Annotated in this window: 1 protein-coding gene; it reads right to left on the minus strand. The window is 85.1% G+C overall.

Annotation, left to right across the window (positions count from 1 at the left end):
• Positions 1–228 (minus strand): hypothetical protein (locus KVT14_RS22140; protein WP_217617461.1); only part of this gene is annotated, 228 nt, incomplete at both ends.

Raw genomic sequence — 228 nt, forward strand, 5'->3', positions numbered from 1 at the left:
CTCACGGAACACGAGCGCCCCGCGCCCGGACCCGCGCGGGACGCTGCCCCCCCGGGCCGGCCGCCGCCGGGCGCGCGGACGCGGGCCCGCCTCCCCGGTCCCGTCCCGCGCGATCGCGGCGCCGCGCTCCGCCGTGCGCGCGGGCCCCTCGTCGCCGGGGACGAGCACGTGCGTGGCCAGCGCCCGCGGGGCCGAGGCGTCGAGCCAGCCCGCGAGGAAGTCGTGGGC

It is taken from the genome of Cellulomonas sp. GbtcB1, assembly GCF_019091725.1.
Classification (GTDB): Bacteria; Actinomycetota; Actinomycetes; order Actinomycetales; family Cellulomonadaceae; genus Cellulomonas.